The sequence below is a fragment of the Variovorax sp. UMC13 genome (genome assembly GCF_014170375.1).
GTDB lineage: Bacteria > Pseudomonadota > Gammaproteobacteria > Burkholderiales > Burkholderiaceae_C > Variovorax.
In genome coordinates this window covers 147594-166304 of the sequence record NZ_LZZW01000030.1, presented here as the reverse complement: position 1 = coordinate 166304, position 18711 = coordinate 147594, and the positions used below count along the sequence as shown (strand labels likewise).

Genomic DNA, 18711 nt, shown 5'->3' with positions numbered 1-18711 from the left:
GAACGGCCCTGGGAATGTGCCCCTGTCCGCGCGCGCCTCGCTTCGGTAGGCTCGGCGCATGATCGTTCTGCACCACTGCGTCAGCGCCCGTTCCTTCCGTCCGCTCTGGATGCTCGAAGAGCTGGGCGCCGAGTACGAATTGCGCATGCTGCCCTTCCCGCCGCGCGCGCTGGCCCGTTCCTTTCTCGAACTCAATCCGCTGGGCACCGTGCCGCTGCTGGTCGATGGCGACACGCGCATGACCGAGTCGGCCGCCATGTGCCAGTACCTGGCCGAACGCTGCGATCCACAGGGCCGCACCGGCCTGGCGGTGCGGCGCGACGAACCGGCCTACGGCATGTGGCTCAACTGGCTGCACCACGGCGAGGCCACGCTGACCTTTCCCCAGACGCTGGTGCTGCGCTACGGTCGCTTCGAGCCGGCCGAACGCCGCCTGCCCCAGGCCGCGGAGGACTACACCAAGTGGTTCCTCGCGCGGCTGCGCGGCATCGATGCGGCACTGGCGGGCCACGACTGGCTCTGCGCCGATCGATTCACCGCGGCCGACGTGTCGGTGGGCTATGCGCTGATGCTGGCCAGCCATCTGGCACTGGAAGATCGCTTCCCGGCCAACGTCGCCGCCTACTGGCAGCGGCTGCAGCAACGCGAGGGCTTCGTGCGCGCACTGGCCGCACAGGTTCGGGCGGCTGAAGGGCAGGGCGTGCCGGCACGGGCGGCCACGGTCGGCTGACGCCCGGCCCCGCCCCCCGACGCCGATTGACGTCCGGGGCGCTTTCGCACCACAGTGCGCAGGCGCCATTCCCGGCGCGGCAGGAGCGCCATGACCCAGATCGGCAAACCCCCTTGTGACGACGCCGTCATCCACAGCGGCGTGGTCGCCGCGCCGTGCTCCGCGGCGGCCAAGCGCGGCATCCTGCTCGCCGCCATCCTTGGCTCCAGCATGGCCTTCATCGATGGCACGGTGGTCAACGTGGCGCTGCCCGCGATCCAGCGCGACCTGCACGCCGATGCCTTCCAGGCCCAATGGGTGGTCGAGTCTTATGCGCTGTTCCTCGCGGCGCTGCTGTTGGTGGGCGGCTCGCTGGGCGACCGCTTCGGCCGGCGCCGGATCTTCGCCATCGGCGTGGCGCTGTTCGCGCTCGCCTCGGCGGCCTGCGCGCTGTCGGCCACGGTGCAGCAACTGATCGCGGCGCGCGCGCTGCAGGGCATCGGCGCGGCCTTGCTGGTGCCGGGCAGCCTGGCGCTGATCAGCGCGTCCTTCCCCGAGGGCGAGCGCGGCAAGGCGATCGGCACCTGGTCGGGCGCGAGCGGCATCACCGCGGCCATCGGTCCGGTCATCGGCGGCTGGCTGGTCGACCAGTATTCGTGGACCTGGGCTTTTTTGATCAACGTGCCGCTGGCCGCGGTGGTGCTGTGGGTCGTGTGGCGCCGCGTGCCCGAGAGCCGCAACCCGGCAGCCGGCCGGCTCGACATCGCGGGTGCGGTGCTCGCGACGCTGGGCCTTGGCGGCATCGTCTACGCGTTCATCGAGGCGCCGGTGCAGCAATGGCGCGCGCCGGCCGTGATCGCCGCGTTGGTGCTGGGCCTCGCCGCCAGCGTGGCCTTCGTGGTGGTGGAGGCGCGCACGCGCGAACCGATGCTGCCGCTGGCGCTGTTCCGGCGCCGCAACTTCGGCGGCGCCAACCTGCTCACGCTGCTGCTCTACGCGGCGCTGGGCGGCAGCCTCTACTTCTTCCCGCTCAACCTGATCCAGGTGCAGGGCTACTCGGCCACGGTGGCGGGCGCGGCGCTGCTGCCCTTCATCCTGATCATGTTCGCCTTCTCGCGCCAGGCCGGGAAACTGGTCGACCGCTTCGGCCCGCGGCTGCCGCTGGTGGTCGGGCCGGTGATCGCGGGCCTGGGCTTCGCGCTGTTCACCGTGCCCGGCACGCAGGCGAACTACTGGACGGCTTTCTTCCCCGCGGTGGTGGTGCTGGGCATCGGCATGACGATCACCGTGGCGCCGCTCACCACCACCGTGATGAACGCGGTCGGGCCCGAGCAGGCGGGCATCGCCTCGGGCGTGAACAACGCGGTGTCGCGCACGGCCGCGGTGCTGGCGGTGGCGGTGTTCGGCCTGGTGATGGCCGGCGCCTTCGATGCCAGCCTGGCGGGCGCGCTGCGCGAGATGCACGCATCGCCCGAACTCGCGGCCCATCTGGCGGGCCAGCGCAGCCGGCTCGCCGCGGCCGCGCCGCCGCCGGGCCTCGATGCGGCCGCGGCGCAAGCCGTCACGGCGGCGGTGCAGCAGGCCTTCGTCGCGGGCTTCCGCTGGGTGATGGGCCTGGGCGCGGCGCTGGCCTGGCTGAGCGCGCTGAGCGCCTGGCTGTGGATCGGCGGCCGGGCCGACGGCGCCAGCGTCTCGGCCGGGGCTGTGCGGGCTCGTTAGACTGCCTGGACGACGCGCCGTGTCACCGGCAGCAGCGTCGCCAAAGGGAGAGAAGAATGATGAACGAAGGCAAGTGGAATGCCGTGGGGCATGGCTGTGCGCGGGGCGCCTGCGCGGCCGCGGCCGGCCTGCTGCTGTCGCTGATGGCGGCCTGTGGCGGCAGGACGGTGCAGCTGGGCGTGCGGGGCTACATGCACGACGAGGCCGACGATCCCGTGCGGTATTTCAAGGTCGACGGTGTCATGGGCGCGATGCCCGACGCCGACGGCGAGCCGGGCAGGATCGTCTGCTGCGTGAACCTCCCGATCGAATGGCGGCCCGGTCTCACGGCAACGGTCGAGTTCGGCCACGGCACGGCGAGCCCACCGGCGCGAAGGATCCTCACGGTGCCGGTGGAGGAATACCGGGGCCACGCGCGCGGCACCCTGCAGGCGCATTTCTATCCCGAGGGCCGGGTGCGCATCGTGGTCTCGCGCTTCGCGCCGGGCCATCCGCGCTACCCGCTGCTCGAGGGCGTGGCGCTCGACTGGGGCATGTACCGCAACTACTGTGCGCTGCGGCCCTCCGACGCGGTCTGCCAGGTGCTGCCCAGGGACGGGGCGCGCTGACCGGGCGGTTGCTCGCATGTCCGCAAACGGCCAGCGCCGCGGGGCGCCGTCGCCGATGCTCGGTGCCTCGCCATTTCCGCGCCCCGCCATGCACGCCCCGCTGCCCCGTTCCTTCGCCGCGCTGACCGGCGCCAACCTGGCGGCGCAATCGGCCGAGCAACTGAGCCTCGCGGCCGCGCCCCTGGTGGCGGTGCTGATGCTCGGCGCCGGCCCGGGCGAGATCGGGCTGCTCGCGGCGCTGCAGACCCTGCCCTTCCTGATCCTGTCGCTGCCCCTGGGCTGGATGGCCGACCGCCTGCCCCGGCGGCGGCTCATGGTGGCCGGCGAGGTGTTGCGCGCGCTGTCGCTGCTGGCCTTGCTCGCGGCCGTGCTGCGGGATCGGTTGTCGGTCGAAGGTCTGGCGCTGCTGGGTTTTCTGGGGGCGGTGGGCACGGTGGCCTTCAGCGTCGCGGCGCCCGCGCTGGTGCCGGCCCTGGTGCCGCGTGACGCATTGGCGCGTGCCAACGGACGGCTCGAGCTGGCGCGCAGCGCGGCCTTCGCGGGCGGGCCCGCACTGGGCGGCGCCCTGGTGGCCTGGGCCGGCGCACCGGCGGCGTTCGTACTGGCGGCGGTGCTGTCGCTGGCGGCGGTGGCGCTGTTGCTCCGGCTGGTCGAGCCGGCGCGTCCCGCGCGGCCACCGCGCCATCCGCTGCGCGAAGTGCAGGACGGCGCCTCCTTCGTCTGGCGCGACCCACTGCTGCGCCCGATGCTGCTGACCGGCGCGGCCTGGAACATCGCCTGGTTCGTGCTGCAGGCCGCGTACGTGCCCTATGCGGTCCGCGTGCTAGGCCTGGGCGCGGGCGCCGTCGGGGTCACGCTCGGCGCCTTCGGCGCCGGCATGGTGGTGGGCGCGCTGCTGGCGCCACGCGTGGTGGCGGCCCTGCCCTTCGGTCGCGCGATCCAGCTCGGCCCGCTGGTGTCGGTGCTGGCCGCCGCGGCCATGGTCGCCACGCTTTTTGTGCCCAGCGGCGTGCTTGCGGCATCGGCCTTCTTCCTGTTCGGCGCCGGTCCGATCGTCTGGACCATCACCTCGACCACGCTGCGCCAAAGCCTCACGCCGGCCGCAATGCTGGGGCGCGTGGGCGCGCTGTTCCTCACGGTCAACACCGGCGCCCGCCCGGTCGGCGCCGCGCTGGGCGGCCTGGTCGGCGCGGGCTGGGGCGAGGCCGCCTGCCTGTGGCTCGCGCTGGCGGGCTTCGGAGTGCAGGCGCTGCTGATCCTGGGCTCGCCGGTCGGCGGCTTGCGGCGGCTGCCAGCGGCGGCGGGATGAAGGGGCCGCCGCACGTCAGCGCAGAATGCCTGCATGAAAGCACCCCCCCGATTGCAGTCGCTGGTCGACGAAGGTCTGATCGACACCGTGGTGCGACAGCTGATGAGCGGCAAGGAAGCCATGGTCTACGTGGTGCGCTGCGGCGACGAGACGCGCTGCGCCAAGATCTACAAGGAAGCGACGAACCGCAGCTTCCGCCAGGCCGTCGACTACACCGAGAACCGCAAGGTCAAGAACACCCGGCTGCAGCGCGCGATGGCCAAGGGCACCAAGTTCGGTCGCCAGGCCACCGAGGCCGCCTGGCAGAGCGCCGAGGTCGACGCGCTCTACCGGCTGGCCGCGGCCGGCGTGCGCGTGCCCGAGCCCTACAACTTCTGCGACGGCGTGCTGCTGATGGAGCTGGTGACCGACGCCGAGGGCGATGCCGCCCCGCGCCTCAACGACGTGGTGTTCACGCCCGAGGACGCGCTGCGCCACCACGCGAGCCTGCTGGTCGAGGTGGTGCGCATGCTGTGCGCGGGCGTGGTGCACGGCGACCTGTCGGAATTCAACGTGCTGCTGGCGGCCGACGGGCCGGTCATCATCGACCTGCCGCAGGCCGTGGACGCGGCGGGCAACAACCACGCCAAGCGCATGCTGCTGCGCGACGTCGCCAACCTGAAGAACTTCTTCGGCCAGTTCGCGCCCGAGCTGCTGCAGACCCATTGCGGCGACGAGATCTGGGCGCTGTACGAAAGCGGCGAACTCGATCCGGGCACCCCGCTCACCGGCCGCTTCGCGCATGCGACCGGGCCGGTCGACCTGGGCAACGTGCTGCGCGAGGTCGACGATGCGCGCGCCGAAGAGGCGGCGCGGCTGGTGCGGATGGCGGCGCGTTAGCGGCCGGGGCATCGTGGACGGATCACAGTCGGCACCCCGCCGACGTGGTCGGCGTGGCGCCATGTGAAGTGCTACGATGCACTTTCCCTGTAACACAAGGAGCTTGGTGGCATGAGCGAATCCACTTTCACGTTCCGGGTCGAAGAGACTTTGAAGGCGGAGTTCTCCAGCGCCGCCAAGGCCAACGACCGCACCGGGGCGCAGCTTCTGCGCGACTTCATGCGGGACTTCGTCCAACGCCAGAACGATGCGACGGCGCATGACACCTGGCTTCGACAACAGGTGCAGGCCGGCCTGGACGCCGCCAATGCAGGTGATCTGGTGTCGGCAGAGGAGGTCGAAGCCGAGGCGGCCGCTTGGCGAGCCGAGACGCGGCGCGGGCTCGTTCGCGCTCCCAAGGCGTGAAACTGGTTTGGACACGGCTGGCACAGGAAGATCGACGCGCGATCCGTGAGCACATTGCAAGCGACGACCCCCGAGCGGCACTGGCCATCGACGAGCTTTTTTCGGCAAAGGCCGCGCGCCTGGTCCATGTCCCGGAGATGGGAAAACGAGGCCGTGTGCCGGAAACCCGAGAGCTGGTTGCGCACCGAAGCTATGTCCTGATCTACGCCATCAAGGCCGATCAGGTGCAGGTGCTGCGGGTGCTGCATACAGCGCGCCAGTGGCCGCCTGCAGGCGAAGGATATTAGGCAGGGTGCCGCGACGGCATCCGTCCCGTCCCTGCAGCAGGGATGGACGACGCGTGTTCATTGGCTGTCAAGACGCTCCCTGCCGGAACGCCCCCGGCGCCACCCCGGTCCAGCCGCGGAAGGCGCGCGAAAAACTCTTCTCGTTGCGAAAGCCCACGGCCAGCGCGATCTGCTTGATCGGCCGCGTGGTGCGCCGCAGCTGGTCGATGGCCTGCTCGCGCCGCACCTCGTCCTTGAGCGCCTGCAGCGAGGTGCCTTCCTCGCTGAGTTGGCGGTGCAGCGTGCGGCTCGACAGGTGCAGTTCCGCGGCCAGCGCCTCGCCGGTGCCCGGGCCGCCCGCGCGCGCGCTCAGCAGCTCGCGCACGCGCTGGCCCAGCAGCCGGTCGCGCCGGTACTGCAGCACGGTGAGCGGCAGCGCGCGCTTGAGCATGGTGCGCAGCGCCGGCTCGTCGCGCTGCATCGGCAGCGCGAGATAACGCTCGTCGAAGCTGTAGCTGGCGCGCGCCGCATCGAAATGCAGTTCACCGCTGAACATCAGCGGGTAGGCGTCGCGGTGCGGCGGGGGCGCAAAAGGAAAGCTGGCGGCGCGCAGCGAGATGCGCGAATCGATGGCCCAGCAGGCATAGCCGTGCAGGAAGCGCAAGGTCGAGACCAGGCAGAACTCGCGCAAGGCCGGATCGAGCGCGCGGTGCTCTGTGACCGCCACCGTCGCGATGCCGTCGGCCACCCGCAGGGCCAGCGTGATGTCTTCGGTCAGCAGCCGGTGGTGCCGGCACCAGCGCTTGATGGCCACGCCCAGGTCGGGCGAGCTCAGCGAGGCCCGGCACAGCATGCCGTGGCTGCCCCAGGGCAGCCGGCGCGAGAACCAGCCCAATGCCTCGTCGTCCAGTTCCTGCATCGCGTGGGCATTGAGCGCCTCGAACTGCGCGGCCGTGACGCGGGCGCCTTCGCGGGCCAGCTCTTGCGGCGCGATCTGTGCCTGCGCCAGGGCGGCCGCCGGGTCCACGCCGTAGTGCGTATAGCCCTGCACGATCGCTCGCACGAAGGCCATGGGCGTGGCCGCGCGGCCGGGTTTGAGGAAGGCGGGGGAGGGCATCGCGAAACCAAAAGGTGTGGCGTAATTTGCAACCATTGTGGCGGCAAATGCGAAGCCCGCGGGCGTAAGCTGCGGCTTTTGCGCGCGCAGCCGTCCTTGTGCCTGCGAGCGCACCGTGTGCACCCTAGAGGAGACAAGCCCCATGCCCGCCCCGACCCTTCCCGGCCTGAACTTCGACCTCGGCGACACCGTCGACGCGCTGCGCGACGCGATCGCCGATTTCGCGGACCACGAGATCACGCCCCGCGCCGCCCAGATCGACAGCGACAACCTGTTCCCGCACGACCTGTGGAAGAAGCTGGGTGACCTCGGCCTGCACGGCATGACGGTCAAGGAGGAATACGGCGGCACCGAGCTGGGCTACCTCGCCCACATGGTCGCGATGGAAGAAGTCTCGCGCGCCTCGGCCTCGGTGGGCCTGTCGTACGGCGCGCACTCCAACCTGTGCGTGAACCAGATCCACCGCAACGGCAGCGAAGCGCAGAAGAAGAAGTACCTGCCCAAGCTGGTGAGCGGCGAGCATGTGGGCGCGCTCGCGATGAGCGAACCCAACGCCGGCTCCGACGTGGTCAGCATGAAGCTGCGCGCCGAGAAGAAGGGCGACCGCTATGTGCTCAACGGCAGCAAGATGTGGATCACCAACGGCGGTGACGCCGACACGCTGGTGATCTACGCCAAGACCGAGCCCGAGATGGGCGCGCGCGGCATGACGGCCTTCATCGTCGAGAAGGGCTTCAAGGGCTTCTCGGCCGGCACCAAGCTCGACAAGCTGGGCATGCGCGGCAGCAACACCTTCCCGCTGTTCTTCGACAACTGCGAAGTGCCCGAAGAGAACGTGCTGGGCGGCGAAGGCATGGGCGCCAAGGTGCTGATGAGCGGCCTCGACTACGAGCGCGCGGTGCTGTCGGGCGGTCCGCTGGGCATCATGGCCGCCTGCATGGACGCGGTGATTCCCTTCGTGCACGAGCGCAAGCAATTCGGCCAGAGCATCGGCGAGTTCCAGCTGATGCAGGGCAAGATCGCCGACATGTACTCGACCTGGCAGGCCACGCGCGCCTACGTGTACGCGGTGGGCAAGGCCTGCGACCGCAACGACCACGCGCGCACCTTCCGCAAGGACGCGGCCGGCGCCATCCTGTACTCGGCCGAGAAGGCCACCTGGATGGCCGGCGAGGCGATCCAGGCGCTGGGCGGCGTGGGCTACACCAAGGACTTCCCGGTCGAGCGCCTGTGGCGCGACGCCAAGCTCTACGAGATCGGCGCGGGCACCAGCGAGATCCGGCGCATGCTGATCGGGCGCGAGCTGTTCTCGGAAACGGCCTGAAGGCGGACTTCCGGACGCAGAGGGCGCAAAGGTTTCGCGAAGAACGCAAAAGAGCAGCCGAATCTTCTGATTGAATCTTTCGCGCCTTCTGCGAAACCTTCGCGTCCTCTGCGTCCGGTTTCCGAATTTGTATTCGACATGGAGACAAGCATGACTCTGACCGAAAGCTATGCCCGAGGCGCCACCGACGTCCCCATCATCGAACAACCCATCGGCGCCTTCTTCGACGACATGGTCGAGCGCCAGCCCGAGCGCGAGGCGCTGGTCAGTCGCCACGAAGGCCAGCGCTTCACCTACCGCGAACTGCAGACCGCGTCGAACCGGCTCGCGAGCGCGCTGCTGAACCTGGGCCTGGTGCCTGGCGACCGCGTGGGCATCTGGTCGCACAACAACGTGCCCTGGGTGCTGCTGCAGATCGCGACCGCCAAGGTCGGCCTGATCCTGGTCAACATCAACCCGGCCTACCGCACCTCGGAACTCGAGTACGCGCTCAACAAGGTCGGTGCCAAGGCGCTGGTGACCATGGCGCAGTTCAAGACCAGCGATTACCTGGGCATGCTGCGCGAGCTGGGCCCGAAGCGGCTGCCGCTGCTGCAGCACACGGTGTGGATCGACAAGGCCGGCGATGCCGAGCAGCCCGGCATGCAGCGCTTCTCGGCCCTGCTCGCGAGCGGCGATCCGCAGGACGCGCGCATCGCGCAGATCGGCGCCACGCTCAAGGCCACCGACCCGATCAACCTGCAGTTCACCAGCGGCACGACGGGCTTCCCCAAGGGCGCCACGCTGACCCACCGCAACATCCTGAACAACGGCTTCTTCATCGGCGAGTGCATGAAGCTCACGCCGGAAGACCGGTTGTGCATCCCGGTGCCGCTCTACCACTGCTTCGGCATGGTGCTGGGCAACCTGGCGGTGATCACGCACGGCGCGACCATCGTCTACCCCAATGACGGCTTCGACCCGCTGACCGTGCTCGAGACGGTGCAGGCCGAGCGCTGCACCGGGCTGCACGGCGTGCCCACGATGTTCATCGCCGAGCTCGACCATCCGCGCTTCAAGGAATTCGACCTCTCGACGCTGCGCACCGGCATCATGGCCGGCTCGCCTTGCCCGACCGAGGTGATGAAGCGCGTGGTCGACCAGATGCACCTGGGCGAGATCACCATCGCCTACGGCATGACCGAGACCTCGCCGGTGAGCTGCCAGAGCAGCACCGACACGCCGCAGGACAAGCGCGTGTCGACCGTGGGCACGGTGCAGCCGCACCTCGAAATCAAGATCGTCGACCCCGAGACCGGCGCCACCGTGGCGCGCGGCCAGTCGGGCGAGTTCCTCACGCGCGGCTACTCGGTGATGCACGGCTACTGGCAGGACGAGGAAAAGACCCGCGAAGCCATCGACGCCGAGGGCTGGATGCACACCGGCGACCTGGCGGTGATGGACGCCGAGGGCTACGTCAACATCGTCGGCCGCATCAAGGACCTGGTGATCCGCGGCGGCGAGAACATCTACCCGCGCGAGATCGAGGAGTTCCTCTACCGCCATCCCAAGGTGCAGGACGTGCAGGTGGTCGGCCTGCCCGACAAGCGCTACGGCGAGGAGCTCTGCGCCTGGATCATCGTCAAGCCCGGCCAGACGGCCACCGAAGACGAGGTCCGCGATTTCTGCAAGGGACAGATCGCGCACTACAAGGTGCCCAGGTACATCCAGTTCGTGACCGAGTTCCCGATGACGGTGACCGGCAAGATTCAGAAATTCAAGATCCGTGACGAGATGAAGGCCCGACTGGGGCTGGAAGAAGCGAAGACGGCATGAAGCCAACCCGGACAGCCGAACGCAGAGGCCGCGAAGGTTTCGCAGAGGTCGCAAAAGGAAAACCAAACTTGAAGGATTTCTTCTGCGACTTCTGCGCCACTTTTGTCTTCCTTCCGCGTTCGGAAGTCCGCTCCCGAATTGGATAACCCATGAGCAAACTCGAAACCAAACTGAATGCGCGCAGCGCAGACTTCCAGGCCAACGCCGCCGCGATGCGCGCACTGGTCGACGACCTGCATGCGCAGTTCGCCAAGGTCGAGGCCGGCGGCGGCGAGGCCGCGCGCGCCAAGCACGTCGCGCGCGGCAAGCTGCTGCCGCGCGACCGCGTGGCCGAGCTGCTGGACCCGGGCACGCCCTTCCTCGAGATCGCGCCGCTCGCGGCCTACGGCATGTACCTCGACGCCAAGGGCGCCGAATCGGCACCTGGCGCGGGCCTGATCGCCGGCATCGGCCGCGTGAGCGGCGTCGACTGCATGATCGTGTGCAACGACGCCACCGTGAAGGGCGGCACCTACTACCCGCTGACGGTGAAGAAGCACCTGCGCGCGCAGGAGATCGCCGAGCAGAACCGCCTGCCCTGCATCTACCTGGTCGACTCCGGTGGCGCCAACCTGCCCAACCAGGACGAGGTCTTCCCCGACCGCGACCACTTCGGCCGCATCTTCTACAACCAGGCCAACATGAGCGCGCAGGGCATCGCGCAGATCGCGGTGGTCATGGGCTCGTGCACGGCGGGCGGCGCCTACGTGCCGGCGATGAGCGACGAATCGATCATCGTGAAGAACCAGGGCACCATCTTCCTGGGCGGCCCGCCGCTGGTGAAGGCCGCGACCGGCGAGGTCGTGACGGCCGAGGATCTGGGCGGCGGCGACGTGCACACGCGGCTGTCGGGCGTGGCCGACCACCTGGCGCAGAACGACCTGCACGCGCTCTCGCTTGCGCGTTCGGCCATCGCCAACATCAACCGCAAGGACGCGACCGAAGCGCCGCACCCCGACGTGCGCGCGCCGGAGTTCCCGCGCGAGGAGCTGTACGGCGTGATCCCCACCGACACGCGCAAGCCCTTCGACGTGCGCGAGATCATCGCGCGCATCGTCGACGGCAGCGAGTTCCACGAGTTCAAGTCGCGCTTCGGCGCCACGCTGGTCTGCGGCTTCGCCGAGATCGAGGGCATGCCCGTGGGCATCGTGGCCAACAACGGCATCCTGTTTTCCGAGTCGGCCCAGAAGGGCGCGCACTTCATCGAACTGTGCTGCCAGCGCAAGATCCCGCTGGTGTTCCTGCAGAACATCACCGGCTTCATGGTCGGGCGCAAGTACGAGAACGAAGGCATCGCGCGCCACGGCGCCAAGATGGTGACGGCCGTGGCCACGGCCAACGTGCCCAAGTTCACCATCATCATCGGCGGCAGCTTCGGCGCCGGCAACTACGGCATGTGCGGCCGGGCCTACAGCCCGCGCTTCCTCTGGATGTGGCCCAACGCGCGCATCAGCGTGATGGGCGGCGAGCAGGCCGCGAGCGTGCTGGCCACGGTCAAGCGCGACGGCATCGAGGGCAAGGGCGGCCAGTGGAGCGCCGACGAAGAAGAAGCCTTCAAGGCGCCGATCCGCCAGCAGTACGAAGACCAGGGCCACCCCTACTACGCCACCGCGCGGCTGTGGGACGACGGCATCATCGATCCGGCCGACACGCGCCGCGTGCTGGCGCTGGGCCTGGCAGCGGCACGCAATGCGCCGATCCCCGAGCCGAAGTTCGGCATCTTCCGGATGTAAGGGGCAGGGCATGAGCGACTTCACCAAGCTGAAACTCACCCTCGAAGGCCCGGTCGCCCGCATCTGGCTCGACCAGCCCGACACGCGCAACGCCTTCGACGACGTCGTGATCGCCGAGCTCACGCAGGCCTTCGTCGAGGCCGGTGCGGCGCCGCAGGTCAAGGCCATCGTGCTGGGCGCCAACGGCCCGGCCTTCTGCGCGGGTGCCAACCTGAACTGGATGCGCCGCATGGCCGACTACACGCGCGACGAGAACCTCGCCGACGCGGGCAAGCTGGCCGACATGCTGCGCACCATCGCCGAGTGCCCCAAGCCCACCATCGCGCGCGTGCAGGGCGACGTGTACGCGGGCGGCATGGGCCTGGTCGCGGCCTGCGACATGGCGGTGAGCGTGGATGCGGCCTGGTACTCCCTCAGCGAAGTGAAGATCGGCCTGGTGCCCGCGACCATCAGCCCCTACGTGATCCGCGCCATGGGCGCACGTGCATCCCAGCGCTACTTCCTCACGGCCGAACGCTTCGGCGCGGCCGAGGCGCACCGCATCGGCTTCGTGCACGAAGTGGTGGCGGCCGATGCGCTCGACGCCAAGGTCGACGAACTGCTCAAGGCCCTGACCGGCGCCAGCCCCGCGGCCGTGCGCGCCTGCAAGATGCTGCTGGCCGATGTCACGGGCCGCGAGATCGACGACGCGCTGATCGCCAAGACGGTCGAGGGCATCGCCGACATCCGCGCGAGCGAGGAAGGGCGCGAGGGCGTCCAGGCCTTCCTGCAGAAGCGCAAGCCCGCCTGGCTGGCCTGACATGCCCGAACTCGACCTGCCCCAGCTGCTCGCCCTGGCCGCCGCCATCGGCTGGGCCAGCGGCATCCGCCTGTACCTGGTGGTGCTGCTGGCCGGGCTGGTCGGCTACATGGGCTGGGTGCCGCTGCCCAGCGGCCTGCACCTGCTCGCGCATCCGGTGGTGCTGGCTGTGAGCGGCTTCATGGTCTTCGTCGAGTTCTTCGCCGACAAGATTCCCGGGCTCGATTCGCTCTGGGACATGGTCCACACGGTGATCCGCATTCCCGCGGGCGCCGCGCTCGCGGCCGGGGTGTTCGGTGCCGACCATGCGCTGATGGCGCTGGTCGCCGCGCTGCTGGGCGGCGGCTTCGCGGCCACCGCGCACGCGGCCAAGGCCACCACCCGCGCGGCCATCAACACCTCGCCCGAGCCTTTTTCCAACGTCGGCGCTTCGCTGGTCGAGGACACGGCGGTGCCGGCCGGGCTCTGGCTCGCGCTCGCGCATCCGGTCGTCTTCCTCGTGCTGTTCGTGCTGGTGCTGGCGCTGAGCGTGTGGCTCATCCGCAAGAGCTGGCGTTTCCTCAAGGCGCTGCTGGGCCGCGTGACCCGCATCTTCAGCGGCCGGCCCGACCCCGGCGTGGCGCCCGCGTTCCGCCGTCAACGCAGCGACGACGGCCCTGCCTGATCCCGCGCGACCTGGAGCTTCCCCTGACACCCGCAGATTCCTCCCGCAACGCCGACTGGCAGGCGCGCAGCCGACGCCATGTCTGGCACCCCTGCACCCAGAGCATCCGCCTCGAGGCGGTGCCGCCGCTGCCGATCGCGCGCGGCGAGGGTGTCTGGCTGGTCGACCACGACGGCCGCCGCTACCTCGACGCCACCAGTTCCTGGTGGGTCAACCTGTTCGGCCACGCCCATCCCTTCATCAACGCCGCGCTCAAGGACCAGCTCGATGCGCTGCCGCACGTGATGCTGGCCGGCTGCACCCATGCGCCCGCGGTCGAACTGTCCGAGCGCCTGGGCGCGCTGACCGGGGGCGTGCTGGGCCACTGCTTCTATGCCTCCGACGGCGCTTCGGCGGTCGAGATCGCGCTGAAGATGAGCTTCCACGCCTGGCGCAACGCGGGCCGCGCCGACAAGCGGCGCTTCGTGGCGCTGCGCCAGGGCTACCACGGCGAGACGCTGGGCGCGTTGCACGTGACCGACGTGGCGGTGTTCCGCGACGCCTACGCGCCGCTGCTGGGCGAGGCGCACCTGGTGCCCTCGCCCGACGCGCGTCTGGCACAGGACGGCGAGGACGCCGCCGCCGTGGCGCGGCGCGCGGCCGATGCGCTCGAGGCCCTGCTGGCCGCGGAGCACCACAGCATCGCCGCACTGATCGTCGAGCCGCTGGTGCAGTGCGCCGCCGGCATGGCGATGCACGACCCCGACTACCTGCGCCGGGTGCGCGCGCTGTGCGATCGCTACGAGGTGCACCTGATCGCCGACGAGATCGCGGTCGGCTGCGGGCGCACCGGCAGCTTCTTCGCCTGCGAGCAGGCCGGCATCTGGCCCGACTTCCTGTGCCTGTCGAAGGGCATCAGCGGCGGCTACCTGCCGCTGGCGCTGGTGATGACGCGCGACGCGATCTACCAGGGCTTCGTCGACGACGACGTGGCGCGCAGCTTCCTGCATTCGCACTCCTACACCGGCAATCCGCTGGCCTGCCGCGCGGCGCTGGCCACGCTCGACCTGTTCGAGCGCGAGCAGGTGCTGGAGCGCAACCGCCCGCGCGCGGCGCGCATCCTGCACACGCTGCGCGACGCGCTGGGCACGCGTGCGGTCACGCACCTGCGCCAGCGCGGCATGATCACCGCCTTCGACGTGAGCGCGCCGGGCGAACGCTTCGCCGAGCGCTTCCATCTGGCGGCGCGCGACCAGGGCCTGCTGATGCGGCCCATCGGCGCCACCGTGTACCTGATGCCGCCCTACGTGATCGGCGATGACGAGATCGACCACCTGGTCGCGGGCACCGTCGCCGTGCTGGACGCGATCGCACCGCATGCCAGGGAAGGAGGCCGCAATGTCGCGCTTGCTTGACGGCCTGCAGCAGCAGATGGCCGCGCTCGACGCGCAGGCCCTGCGCCGCCGCCGGCAGATCGCCGAGACGCCCTGCGCGCCCGCGCAGGTGCTGACCCAGGCAGGCCGCGCGGCGCCGCGCGAGCTGCTGGCCTTCAGCAGCAACGACTACCTGGGCCTGGCCGCGCACCCGGCGATCGCCGCGGCGCTGGCCGAAGGCGCGGCGCGCTACGGCGCGGGCAGCGGCGGTTCGCACCTGATCCTCGGCCACTCGCGCGCGCATGCGCAGCTCGAGGAGCGGCTCGCCGAATGGATGGCGCCCCACATCCCCGAAGCGCAGAGCCTGTTCTTCTGCACCGGCTACATGGCCAACCTCGCGGTGCTGTCCGCGCTGGGCGGCGCCGAGGCGGTGATCTTCTCCGAGGCGCTCAACCATGCGTCGCTGATCGACGGCGCGCGGCTGGCCAAGGCGCGCGTGGTGGTCTACCCGCATTGCGACCTGCAGGCCCTCGAGGCGCAGCTCGCGGCCAGCGACGCGCCGGTCAAGCTGATCGTGAGCGATGCGGTGTTCAGCATGGACGGCCGCATCGCGCCCGTGGCCGAGCTGCTGGCGCTGGCCGAGCGCCACGACGCCTGGCTGGTGCTCGACGATGCGCACGGCTTCGGCGTGCTGGGCGCGACCGGGCGCGGCGTGGTCGAGGCCCTGGGCCTGCGCGCCGAGCGGCTGGTGCTGATCGGCACGCTGGGCAAGGCGGCCGGCGTGGCCGGGGCCTTCGTCGCAGCCCACCGCACCGTGATCGACTACCTGGTGCAGCGCGCGCGGCCCTACATCTTCACCACGGCCGCGCCGCCCGCCATCGCGCATGCGCTGCTCACCAGCCTGACGCTGATCGAGGGCGAGGAGGGCGTGCACCGCCGCGCATTGCTGCGCGCCCGCATCGCCGAGTTCCGCGCTGGCGTGCAGGCCGTGCTGCCGGCCGACGGGCGTGCCCGGCTGGCCGATTCGTCGGTCGCGATCCAGCCGCTGATCGTGGGCGAGAACGCGCGCGCGATGCAGCTCATGGCGCAGCTCGATGCGCTGGGCCTGCATGTGGGCGCGATCCGCCCGCCCACCGTGCCGGTGGGCACGGCGCGGCTGCGCATCGCGCTGTCGGCCGCGCACACCGCGGACGAGGTCGCGCGCCTGGTCGAGGCCCTGGGACAGGCGTTGTCGACGGAGGCGAGCGCATGAGTTTCTTCATCACCGGCACCGACACGGGCGTCGGCAAGACCCTGGTGAGCAGCGCGCTGCTGTGGTCGCTGGCCGCATCGGGCCGGCGCGCGGTCGGCATGAAGCCCGTGGCCGCGGGCCTCGAGCAGATCGACGGCGGCTGGTGCAACGAGGACGTGGTGCAGCTGCAGGCCGCGGGCAACGTCGAGGCCCCGCTGGCCCTGCGCTGCCCCTACCTGCTGCGCGAACCGGTCTCGCCGCACCTGGCCGCGCGCGCCGAGGGCGTGCGCGTCGAACTGCCGCCGCTGCTGTCGGCCTTCGAGGCCTTGCGCGCGCTGGCCGACGTGGTGGTGGTCGAGGGCGTGGGCGGCTTCCGGGTGCCGCTGGGCGAGGACTTCGACAGCGCCGACCTGGCCGCCGCGCTGGGCCTGCCCGTGGTCCTCGTCGTGGGCCTGCGCCTGGGCTGCCTCAACCATGCGCTGCTCAGCGCCGAGGCCATCCGCGCGCGCGGCATGGTGCTCGCGGGCTGGGTCGGCAGCCACATCGACCCCGACATGCGCGCGCTCGAGGGCAACCTCGACACGCTGCGCCGCCACCTGAACGCGCCGCTGCTGGGCGTGGTGCCGCACCTCGCCGCACCCGACGCCGCCAGCGCGGCCCGCCACCTCGACCTGGGCGCGCTGCGCGCCTGAACCCCTCCATTCGACATCGACAAAGGTCCCCCATGTTCAAGAAGATCCTGATCGCCAACCGCGGTGAAATCGCCTGCCGCGTGGCCGCCACCGCCCGCCGCCTCGCCATCCGCACCGTCGCCGTCTACTCCGACGCCGATGCCAACGCCAACCATGTGCGGGCCTGCGACGAGTCGGTGCACATCGGCGGCAGCGCGCCCAAGGACAGCTACCTGCGCTGGGAGCGCATCCTCGAGGCCGCCAAGGCCACGGGGGCCGAAGCCATCCACCCGGGCTACGGCTTCCTGAGCGAGAACGAGGAGTTCGCGCAGGCCTGCGCCGACGCCGGCCTGGTCTTCATCGGCCCGCCGCCCTCGGCCATCAAGGACATGGGCCTCAAGGCCGAGTCCAAGCAGCTGATGGAAAAGGCCGGCGTGCCGCTGGTGCCCGGCTACCACGGCCACGACCAGGAGCCGGGCCTGCTGCAGCGCGAGGCCGACCGCATCGGCTACCCGGTGCTGATCAAGGCCAGCGCGGGCGGCGGCGGCAAGGGCATGCGTGCGGTCGAGAAGTCCGAAGACTTCGCGGCCGCGCTGGCCTCCTGCCAGCGCGAGGCCATCAACAGCTTCGGCGACGACGCGGTGCTGATCGAGAAGTACGTGCAGCGCCCGCGCCACATCGAGATCCAGGTCTTCGGCGACACGCACGGCGACTGCGTCTACCTGTTCGAGCGCGACTGCTCGGTGCAGCGGCGCCACCAGAAGGTGCTGGAAGAAGCGCCCGCGCCCGGCATGACCGAAGCCATGCGCGCACAGATGGGCGCGGCGGCGGTGGCGGCGGCCAAGGCGGTGAAGTACGTCGGTGCGGGCACCGTCGAATTCATCGTCGAGCAGCGCGACGGCGGCGAGATGAACTTCTTCTTCATGGAGATGAACACCCGCCTGCAGGTCGAGCACCCGGTGACCGAAGCCATCACCGGCCTGGACCTGGTCGAATGGCAACTGCGCGTGGCCTCGGGCGAACCGCTGCCGCTGAAGCAGGGCGAACTCCAGATCCACGGCCACGCGATCGAGGCCCGCATCTGCGCCGAGAACCCCGACAACAACTTCCTGCCCGCCACCGGCACGCTGCAGGTCTATCGCAAGCCGCAGGCCACGGCCTTCCAGCGCAGCCGTGTGCGCATCGACGACGGCGTGCGCGAAGGCGGCGAGATCTCTCCCTTCTACGACTCGATGATCGCCAAGCTGATCGTGCACGGCGCGACGCGCGACGAGGCGCTGGCCCGGCTCGATGCCGCGCTGGCGCAGGTGCACATCGTGGGCGTGTCGACCAACGTGCAGTTCCTGCGCGGCATCCTCGCCACCGCTTCGTTCTCGCAGGCCAACCTCGACACCGCGCTGATCGAGCGCGAGCGCGCGGTGCTGTTCGACCGTGAGCCGCTGGGCCTGCCGCTGGCGGCCGCCGCTTCGGTCGCGCGCACCCTGCTCGACGAACGTTCGACCGGCACGCCCGACCCCTTCAGCCAGCGCGACGGCTGGCGCTCGTTGGGCGTCACGGCGCGTATCTTCGCCTTCGAGTTCCGCGGCGAAGCGCAGACCGCCACGCTGCGCTACCTGCACGACGGCGCGCTGACGCTGGACGCGGGCGGCGTGTCGGGCCCGCTGGTGATCGGGCGCCTGCCCGAGGGCCAGATCGAGCTGTCCTTCAACGGCCAACGCCACACCCTCGACGTCTACGAGCGCCAGGCCACGACCCATGTGTTCGCGGCCAAGGGCGCGACGAAGATCACCGTCATCGACCGCCTCGCCCACGCGGGCGACACCCAGGCCGAAGGCGGCCGGCTGACCGCGCCCATGCCCGGCAAGGTGGTGTCCTTCGCGGTCAAGGCCGGCGACAAGGTCACGCGCGGCCAGCCGCTGGCGGTGATGGAGGCGATGAAAATGGAGCACACCATCGCCGCGCCGGCCGACGGCACGGTGGAAGAACTGCTCTATGCGCCGGGCGACCAGGTGACCGAGGGATCGGAATTGCTGCGCATCGCGGCCGCCGCTTAACCCCGTTCGCAAGGCTG

Annotated in this window: 17 protein-coding genes; 16 read left to right on the top strand and 1 reads right to left on the bottom strand. The window is 70.4% G+C overall.

Annotated elements, in window-relative coordinates; translation table 11 throughout:
* Positions 1-58: 58 nt before the first annotated feature.
* From A9977_RS24325 to A9977_RS24295, 7 genes are all read left to right on the top strand, one after another.
* Complete coding sequence (locus tag A9977_RS24325) at positions 59-730, top strand: glutathione S-transferase family protein (RefSeq protein ID WP_183027422.1); 672 nt, start codon at positions 59-61, stop codon at positions 728-730.
* Between the two features lie 90 nt (positions 731-820).
* Positions 821-2428, top strand: a complete 1608-nt coding sequence (locus A9977_RS24320; RefSeq protein ID WP_183027421.1) for an MFS transporter — start codon at positions 821-823, stop codon at positions 2426-2428.
* A gap of 59 nt (positions 2429-2487) precedes the next feature.
* Positions 2488-3036 (top strand): DUF3304 domain-containing protein, encoded by a 549-nt coding sequence (locus A9977_RS24315; RefSeq protein WP_183027420.1) that lies wholly within the window; start codon positions 2488-2490, stop codon positions 3034-3036.
* An 88-nt stretch (positions 3037-3124) separates the two neighbouring features.
* Entirely contained in the window at positions 3125-4345 is a 1221-nt protein-coding gene (locus A9977_RS24310) for an MFS transporter (RefSeq protein ID WP_183027419.1), read from the top strand.
* Between the two features lie 33 nt (positions 4346-4378).
* Positions 4379-5224 carry a PA4780 family RIO1-like protein kinase gene (locus A9977_RS24305; protein WP_183027418.1) on the top strand — a complete coding sequence of 282 codons (846 nt, stop codon included), beginning with the start codon at positions 4379-4381 and terminating at the stop codon, positions 5222-5224.
* A 111-nt stretch (positions 5225-5335) separates the two neighbouring features.
* Entirely contained in the window at positions 5336-5629 is a 294-nt protein-coding gene (locus A9977_RS24300; RefSeq protein ID WP_183027417.1) for a CopG family ribbon-helix-helix protein, read from the top strand.
* The gene (locus A9977_RS24295) at positions 5626-5916 is read left to right on the top strand and encodes a type II toxin-antitoxin system RelE/ParE family toxin (protein WP_183027416.1); all 291 of its coding nucleotides are present in this window, start codon (positions 5626-5628) and stop codon (positions 5914-5916) included. The genes A9977_RS24300 and A9977_RS24295 overlap by 4 nt, the downstream gene beginning before the upstream one ends.
* 67 nt (positions 5917-5983) lie before the next feature.
* On the opposite strand, the gene A9977_RS24290 is transcribed toward A9977_RS24295, so the two are convergent.
* Complete coding sequence (locus tag A9977_RS24290) at positions 5984-7012, bottom strand: AraC family transcriptional regulator (protein WP_183027415.1); 1029 nt, start codon at positions 7010-7012, stop codon at positions 5984-5986.
* A gap of 142 nt (positions 7013-7154) precedes the next feature.
* Here A9977_RS24290 and A9977_RS24285 point away from each other — a divergent pair, with 142 nt between their 5' ends.
* The 9 genes from A9977_RS24285 to A9977_RS24245 all read left to right on the top strand — a co-directional run bounded on the left by A9977_RS24285 (position 7155) and on the right by A9977_RS24245 (position 18694).
* Positions 7155-8336: an isovaleryl-CoA dehydrogenase gene (locus A9977_RS24285; protein WP_183027414.1), complete on the top strand. Its 1182-nt coding sequence runs from the start codon at positions 7155-7157 to the stop codon at positions 8334-8336.
* A gap of 150 nt (positions 8337-8486) precedes the next feature.
* Complete coding sequence (locus tag A9977_RS24280; RefSeq protein ID WP_220812049.1) at positions 8487-10151, top strand: AMP-binding protein; 1665 nt, start codon at positions 8487-8489, stop codon at positions 10149-10151.
* 149 nt (positions 10152-10300) lie between these two features.
* Positions 10301-11923, top strand: a complete 1623-nt coding sequence (locus A9977_RS24275; RefSeq protein ID WP_183027412.1) for a carboxyl transferase domain-containing protein — start codon at positions 10301-10303, stop codon at positions 11921-11923.
* 10 nt (positions 11924-11933) lie between these two features.
* A complete protein-coding gene (locus tag A9977_RS24270) occupies positions 11934-12722 on the top strand; it encodes an enoyl-CoA hydratase/isomerase family protein (RefSeq protein ID WP_183027411.1) in 789 nt (262 codons plus the stop codon).
* A 1-nt stretch (position 12723) separates the two neighbouring features.
* Positions 12724-13386: a DUF4126 domain-containing protein gene (locus A9977_RS24265; RefSeq protein ID WP_183027410.1), complete on the top strand. Its 663-nt coding sequence runs from the start codon at positions 12724-12726 to the stop codon at positions 13384-13386.
* An 11-nt stretch (positions 13387-13397) separates the two neighbouring features.
* Complete coding sequence (bioA, locus tag A9977_RS24260; protein WP_183027543.1) at positions 13398-14780, top strand: adenosylmethionine--8-amino-7-oxononanoate transaminase; 1383 nt, start codon at positions 13398-13400, stop codon at positions 14778-14780.
* Complete coding sequence (gene bioF / locus A9977_RS24255; RefSeq protein WP_183027409.1) at positions 14764-15990, top strand: 8-amino-7-oxononanoate synthase; 1227 nt, start codon at positions 14764-14766, stop codon at positions 15988-15990. Before bioA ends, bioF begins: the two co-directional genes overlap by 17 nt.
* Complete coding sequence (gene bioD / locus A9977_RS24250) at positions 15987-16661, top strand: dethiobiotin synthase (RefSeq protein WP_183027408.1); 675 nt, start codon at positions 15987-15989, stop codon at positions 16659-16661. Before bioF ends, bioD begins: the two co-directional genes overlap by 4 nt.
* A gap of 32 nt (positions 16662-16693) precedes the next feature.
* On the top strand, positions 16694-18694 hold the full coding sequence (locus tag A9977_RS24245) for an acetyl/propionyl/methylcrotonyl-CoA carboxylase subunit alpha (protein ID WP_183027407.1): 2001 nt from the start codon (positions 16694-16696) through the stop codon (positions 18692-18694).
* The last annotated feature ends 17 nt before the right edge of the window (positions 18695-18711 follow it).

Bases quoted from the DNA above. Each gene is read 5' to 3' on its own strand.
- A9977_RS24275 (WP_183027412.1), top strand. From the start codon at position 10,301: ATGAGCAAACTCGAAACCAAACTGAATGCGCGCAGCGCAGACTTCCAG.
- A9977_RS24305 (WP_183027418.1), top strand. From the start codon at position 4,379: ATGAAAGCACCCCCCCGATTGCAGTCGCTGGTCGACGAAGGTCTGATC.
- A9977_RS24325 (WP_183027422.1), top strand. From the start codon at position 59: ATGATCGTTCTGCACCACTGCGTCAGCGCCCGTTCCTTCCGTCCGCTC.
- A9977_RS24270 (WP_183027411.1), top strand. From the start codon at position 11,934: ATGAGCGACTTCACCAAGCTGAAACTCACCCTCGAAGGCCCGGTCGCC.
- A9977_RS24290 (WP_183027415.1), bottom strand. From the start codon at position 7,012: ATGCCCTCCCCCGCCTTCCTCAAACCCGGCCGCGCGGCCACGCCCATG.
- A9977_RS24285 (WP_183027414.1), top strand. From the start codon at position 7,155: ATGCCCGCCCCGACCCTTCCCGGCCTGAACTTCGACCTCGGCGACACC.
- A9977_RS24300 (WP_183027417.1), top strand. From the start codon at position 5,336: ATGAGCGAATCCACTTTCACGTTCCGGGTCGAAGAGACTTTGAAGGCG.
- bioD (WP_183027408.1), top strand. From the start codon at position 15,987: ATGAGTTTCTTCATCACCGGCACCGACACGGGCGTCGGCAAGACCCTG.
- A9977_RS24265 (WP_183027410.1), top strand. From the start codon at position 12,724: ATGCCCGAACTCGACCTGCCCCAGCTGCTCGCCCTGGCCGCCGCCATC.
- A9977_RS24280 (WP_220812049.1), top strand. From the start codon at position 8,487: ATGACTCTGACCGAAAGCTATGCCCGAGGCGCCACCGACGTCCCCATC.
- A9977_RS24315 (WP_183027420.1), top strand. From the start codon at position 2,488: ATGAACGAAGGCAAGTGGAATGCCGTGGGGCATGGCTGTGCGCGGGGC.
- A9977_RS24245 (WP_183027407.1), top strand. From the start codon at position 16,694: ATGTTCAAGAAGATCCTGATCGCCAACCGCGGTGAAATCGCCTGCCGC.
- A9977_RS24310 (WP_183027419.1), top strand. From the start codon at position 3,125: ATGCACGCCCCGCTGCCCCGTTCCTTCGCCGCGCTGACCGGCGCCAAC.
- bioF (WP_183027409.1), top strand. From the start codon at position 14,764: ATGTCGCGCTTGCTTGACGGCCTGCAGCAGCAGATGGCCGCGCTCGAC.
- A9977_RS24320 (WP_183027421.1), top strand. From the start codon at position 821: ATGACCCAGATCGGCAAACCCCCTTGTGACGACGCCGTCATCCACAGC.